Below are 5,102 nucleotides of genomic sequence, written 5' to 3'. Positions count from 1 at the left end.
CCTTTTTCCTTTTGTTCCTTTATGTATTGAAATAATTCTTCCACGTCTTCTGTAGACCATACAGAAGAAATAGATTTCTTCATCGCTTGTTCAGCTGTTAAATTATCTAAGTCTTGATACCCTGTATTTGCTTCCGCAAACCCCGATTCAAATGCAATTACATCATAATCCATTTCTTCATGTAAATACTTAATTATACGAATCTTTGATTGGTTCATTTCTGTTGAACCATGTGTTGACTCACCAAGGAGAACGATACGTTTGTTTTGTACCGTTTCTTTCAAGAATGATAAATCCTTATACGTATAAGCAGTTGGTTCTTTTAATTTTTTTGCATGCTCCCTAACCCATTCTTTCCATTTTGGCTGATCCGTTAGTTTTTCTTCAGCTGATACTGCCGTTGTAAATGTCGTTAGTGCAAGAATAGATGCTGTAATTCCTACTTTCCATTTTGATAACACACATACCCCTCCTGTATTTGCTAGATTCCCCACCCATTTATGAAAATAATTTTCTATAACCAATATATGGGCTTATGTAATTCATTTCCTTATATTTATATTAATAAGTAGATATGGTGAAAACAAGATAAAAGACATAAAATTCGTTTTAATCAGAAGAGACAAAATAATCATCCGAGGCTTTACCCATTCACTCAAATTGGAGAACAATTCATTTCTTAAGTTGATGGGCATGTATGGTGACCCCTATCAAGCAATATTTATATTAAAAGATATAACATAAGAAGAAGTTAAAAATAGATACTATTGAAATCATTCTGTTTTTGTGAGTGTTAACTTTAAAGGTACATCTACATACCTTGCATTACAAGTTATTATGTGTTATTTTTATGTTCATATCACTTGCATTGCAAGTTATTATTGTAATCATTTACCTTGTATTACAAGTTAATAGAAAATATGTATGAAAAGGGGGATGAAATGGCAGACTCAACGCAAATGTTAAAAGGTATTTTAGATGGATGTATTTTAGCCATTATTCAAGAAGGGGAAATATACGGGTACGAATTAACGGAGAAATTGCATAGCTATGGCTTTCATTCGTTTAGTGAAGGAACGATATATCCATTATTATTACGTATGCAAAAAGAAGGATTAGTTACGAGTGTATTAAGGGAATCTACGGCTGGTCCAAAACGAAAATACTACTTGTTATCAGAATTAGGTGAAAAAGAATTGGATAGTTTTAAAGAGCGTTGGAGCGATTTAAAACTATCTGTTGAAAATGTGATTAATAAAGGGGGAAAATAGCATGTTATCAACGAAGTCTGAACAATTTTTAGTCGAACTTAGAATGTATTTATTGCAACGAGGAAAAAAAGATGAAGATATAAATGGAATAGTGGAAGAACTAGAAGTTCATTTAATAGAAGCTGAAAACAAGGGGAAAAGTGTAGAGAATATTATTGGCAAAAGCCGAAAACAACATATGAAGAATATTGGGAAAGAACTACCTGTAGATAAAGAAGGATTGTTCGTATTCATTCCTGCAGCAATTCTAGTTATTGTCGCTTATATGTGCTTTGCTCCAGCTATTAGAGGACAATTCAAAATTTCACAAAACATATTGTTATTTGGATCATTACCCTTATTTCTGACTCTTTCTGTATTTGCAATTACACTATTCAAAGGAATTCCTAAAGTATATCCATCTACAAAAAGTTCACTATTTCTTGTAATGTTAGCTAATTTTATTGCTATCGGAGGATGGGTAGGATTCTATTTTTGGATGAATAAACAAATTGATACTGATTATTTTGTAGCAACTACACTGCAAAATTATAGTATTGCGGCTGTTTGCATTCTGATTTTTATTATGTTTGCGTTGTATACAAAATCGTGGATCACGATTTTTGCAGCATTTTGGATGTTTATAGGCCCAATCTTAGAAAGGGTAATCCCAAGTGAGATAAATAAAGACCCACTGTATATTACAGTAACGATTATCGGTTGTGTTGTCATAGGTATTTGTTTAGGGATATATTATTTCTACAAAAAAAAGAAAAAATCATGAAGCAAGCTATTAAACAAGATGGGGCTTGGGCGATGTACAAAATCCTAATTTGGATTGTATTCATTTAAACGCCTATTATATATATCTATGTTTCGATAAGTATTAGCATAAAGGAATACATTTTGGTTAACCTTCTTTCAAAATGTATTCCTATTATTTGTTGTAACATGTGTGTTTAAGTGATATTTCGACTAAATTACAATCATGAGTGGCCCCAAAAAGAAGGAATCGTTGCCGTGCCCCTCTTTCGTTTTCTCAATTCATTATACCCATATGGGTACCTATCAAAATTTAACGAAAGCCTGTTTTCTAAAATATTGTGGTTTTCAAATAAAAAATAGAAGAATTATGGAATTTCATGTTAAAATTTAGATGAAAGGCGTTATTCAATTAAAGGGCGGGTTAGTTGAATAAATGTTAAATCCCTTCCAAAGGTTGAACTAATTTTTAAGAGTACAAATATTCAATTCGTTTGGGGTGTTTAGATGAAAAAATTATATAAGTCCACTCAAGATAAACAAATATCAGGTGTATTAGGTGGCTTAAGCGATAAGTATAGAATTGATGTTAGTATCCTTCGAATAGTAATTGCATTGTCAGCCTTTTTTACTAGCGGAATAACATTGTTAATTTATATAATAGCTGCAATCGTTTTGCCTACAGATAAAGAAATTAAGGGATAAATGTATGAACTCAAAGCTAATTCAACAAACGGGAGCTTTAATGGAACAAGCAGATAAAGGCACTCCTAAAAACAGTTTCGTTTTCACATAATGAAACTGTTTTTATATGCAAAAATCATCTTGCTTACCATCTTGCAAGTCGAATTTAAGCATTTCTAAGTTCTTCAATCGTTGTGTGATATGGTGACCCCTTATAACATGAAATTTCATCTAAATTATTACTACATTTTGTTCACCTAACACTAAAGAGCCTTTCAAAACGAAAAGGCTCTTTACTCACTCATAACAAAGTGCTTCAATTGGATCTAATTGAAGCACTTTTGTTCGCTGGAATTAATCCGAAAATAATACCTAACGTCATAGAGAACAATACGCTTCCAGCGACAACTCCCCAAGAAACGAGTGGTGGCCACTTTGCAAACGTGGAAACAATATATGTACCACCATAACCCAGTCCAATTCCTATCAATCCATCAAGAAGTGTTAACATAACTGCTTCAATTAATGATTATAATAAAATTCTAAAGAATTAATTTGAAGTATTGTCATTCATTTAAAGGTTGTTAAAATGATACATTTTTATTGTAAATGTTCAATTTTTATTTTATTCATAATTAATTTTCATTTTCTATTTTTCGAAGTAGTAACCAGTTGACTAGTACAGAGAGCGCAATAGGCAACATAATGCAAAGAATGACAAAAGTTTGGTTTTTACCACCCTGAACTAATTCTTTCGTTTGTGGTATCCTTAACAATAAACCGAATATTCCTAAAGTGACAACGTAAGTAAGACCCCCAAAGAATTCACGTTTCTTCTTGAATAAAACATAAACGATAGCCACGATTAACATAACAAGAATGGCAATCCAATCAAATGGGGTACCAATTTTTAAAATTCCTTGTTTTGGTGTAAAAAGTCGAATGAGGATAAATACCCCAAACGGAATCATTGCTATTATCCATACTACGAAAAATTTAATTAACCTTGGTAATTGTGTTTTCATATAAATACTCAGGTGTAACAATTTAAAAGCACCATAAACGAATGCAACGGAGAATATTCCATTCAACAATATAACAAATCCATTTATTTGTAATGATGGAGCTGTAAAACTACCTATAATATCGTAAAACATACTAATTAAAAAAATTAAACCACTAATTTTAAAAATCGATTTCCATGAAGGTTTATCAAATTGCTTTGTCAGTTGATCGACAACCTCTTTCGGATTTTTACCTAAGTACTCTTCTGCCGATTCACCATGCTTTTGTGCTTCTAAAATATCTTGTAATATCACCATTAAATGTTGTTCTGTTTCTAATTCTTCATAGAAAAAACCGAATGTACGCATATACAGTAAAATATCTTCATAATATATTTTATTTTCTGGGGATAGCTGTTCTCTAAGCTTGTTATTTTGCTCCACTAATTGTTTAGCGGTATTATTTTTCATCCGATTCACTCTCCACTTTTTGCAAAATTCGATTCACTTTTACAATCATTGAACTCCATTGTTCTTCAAAACCCTCTAGTTGTTCTTCTCCTTCATGTGTAATAAAGAGGTATTTCCTATTCGGCCCATCAGGTGAAGCAAGCTCCTTACTTTTAATTAATCCTTGTTTTTCTAACTTTTGTAGTAGAGGATAAATCGTTCCACCTACTATTGTTGTAAACCCATAATTACGCATTATTTGTACAAGTTCATAACCGTATACTTGTTGTTGTTTAATAATAGATAGCACACAACCCTCAAGTACACCTTTTAATAATTGCGTCTCCTTCATTTACTCACCTCACTAGTTTGTAAAACATATTAGTTAAATGAACTGTACTATACAACAACTAGTTTGTAAAGCACACTAGTTAAATATACTGTATCATACAATAACTAGTTTGTAAAACATATTAGTCGTTGTATGTAAGTCCTCGCAAAATATCCGTAAAAGTATACTTTTACAGATAGGTAGAAAACTATAAAAAACCACGTCTGTAAATGTTCTTTTTTCACTTTACAGATATCCTTTTATTTCGTATACCTTTACAGATATTATTGGTATAATTACCAATGAGGTGAAGTATATGAAACATAAAAAATTGGGATATGTACGAGTTTCAAGTAAAGATCAGAATGAAGAACGACAAATTCAGAATATGAAGGATTTAGGAATAGAGGATCGGGATATTTTCATTGATAAAGAATCTGGAAAAAATATGGAGCGAGAGAATTATCAAATGCTAAAACGTTTTGCTCGTACAGGAGACACGATTGTGTTTGACTCATTGACAAGACTTGGAAGAAATATGAATGATACATTAGAAGAATTTAGATATTACGAAAAACATAAAGTAAATTTACAATTTATAAAGGAACCATACATTAACGT

Annotated in this window: 6 protein-coding genes and 2 pseudogenes; 4 read left to right on the top strand and 4 right to left on the bottom strand. The window is 31.5% G+C overall.

The features are described 5' to 3' along the window. A pseudogene (locus ACFQZ1_RS00100) lies at positions 1–461 on the bottom strand (erythromycin esterase family protein); the annotation flags it as partial. Between the two features lie 480 nt (positions 462–941). Between ACFQZ1_RS00100 and ACFQZ1_RS00095 the strand changes: the two are divergent. From ACFQZ1_RS00095 to ACFQZ1_RS00085, 3 genes are all read left to right on the top strand, one after another. Continuing rightward, positions 942–1,271, top strand: a complete 330-nt coding sequence (locus ACFQZ1_RS00095; protein WP_078177303.1) for a PadR family transcriptional regulator — start codon at positions 942–944, stop codon at positions 1,269–1,271. Position 1,272: 1 nt separating this feature from the next. Continuing rightward, the gene (locus ACFQZ1_RS00090; protein WP_377880071.1) at positions 1,273–2,034 is read left to right on the top strand and encodes an NADH dehydrogenase subunit; all 762 of its coding nucleotides are present in this window, start codon (positions 1,273–1,275) and stop codon (positions 2,032–2,034) included. A 485-nt stretch (positions 2,035–2,519) separates the two neighbouring features. Next, a complete protein-coding gene (locus ACFQZ1_RS00085) occupies positions 2,520–2,717 on the top strand; it encodes a PspC domain-containing protein (RefSeq protein WP_377880070.1) in 198 nt (65 codons plus the stop codon). Positions 2,718–2,993: 276 nt separating this feature from the next. Here ACFQZ1_RS00085 and ACFQZ1_RS00080 read toward each other — a convergent pair. The 3 genes and pseudogenes from ACFQZ1_RS00080 to ACFQZ1_RS00070 all read right to left on the bottom strand — a co-directional run. Further along, positions 2,994–3,222, bottom strand: a pseudogene (locus tag ACFQZ1_RS00080) (ABC transporter permease); the annotation flags it as partial. A 109-nt stretch (positions 3,223–3,331) separates the two neighbouring features. Next, the gene (locus ACFQZ1_RS00075) at positions 3,332–4,171 is read right to left on the bottom strand and encodes a DUF1129 domain-containing protein (RefSeq protein ID WP_377880069.1); all 840 of its coding nucleotides are present in this window, start codon (positions 4,169–4,171) and stop codon (positions 3,332–3,334) included. Then, positions 4,161–4,502: a PadR family transcriptional regulator gene (locus ACFQZ1_RS00070; RefSeq protein WP_377880068.1), complete on the bottom strand. Its 342-nt coding sequence runs from the start codon at positions 4,500–4,502 to the stop codon at positions 4,161–4,163. Before ACFQZ1_RS00070 ends, ACFQZ1_RS00075 begins: the two co-directional genes overlap by 11 nt. A 295-nt stretch (positions 4,503–4,797) precedes the next feature. On the opposite strand from ACFQZ1_RS00070, the gene ACFQZ1_RS00065 reads away from it, so the two are divergent. Then, positions 4,798–5,102, top strand: a 305-nt coding sequence (locus tag ACFQZ1_RS00065) for a recombinase family protein (RefSeq protein WP_377880067.1), incomplete at its 3' end; no start/stop codon positions are given.

It is taken from the genome of Bacillus sp. CGMCC 1.60114, assembly GCF_042676365.1.
Lineage (GTDB): Bacteria > Bacillota > Bacilli > Bacillales > Bacillaceae_G > Bacillus_A > Bacillus_A rhizoplanae_A.
The sequence above is the reverse complement of the archived record's forward strand: the minus strand, read 5'-3'. Positions and strand labels throughout refer to the sequence as shown.

Coding starts and splice junctions, on each gene's coding strand:
- ACFQZ1_RS00095 (WP_078177303.1), top strand. CDS start 942: ATGGCAGACTCAACGCAAATGTTAAAAGGTATTTTAGATGGATGTATT.
- ACFQZ1_RS00090 (WP_377880071.1), top strand. CDS start 1,273: ATGTTATCAACGAAGTCTGAACAATTTTTAGTCGAACTTAGAATGTAT.
- ACFQZ1_RS00085 (WP_377880070.1), top strand. CDS start 2,520: ATGAAAAAATTATATAAGTCCACTCAAGATAAACAAATATCAGGTGTA.
- ACFQZ1_RS00075 (WP_377880069.1), bottom strand. CDS start 4,171: ATGAAAAATAATACCGCTAAACAATTAGTGGAGCAAAATAACAAGCTT.
- ACFQZ1_RS00070 (WP_377880068.1), bottom strand. CDS start 4,502: ATGAAGGAGACGCAATTATTAAAAGGTGTACTTGAGGGTTGTGTGCTA.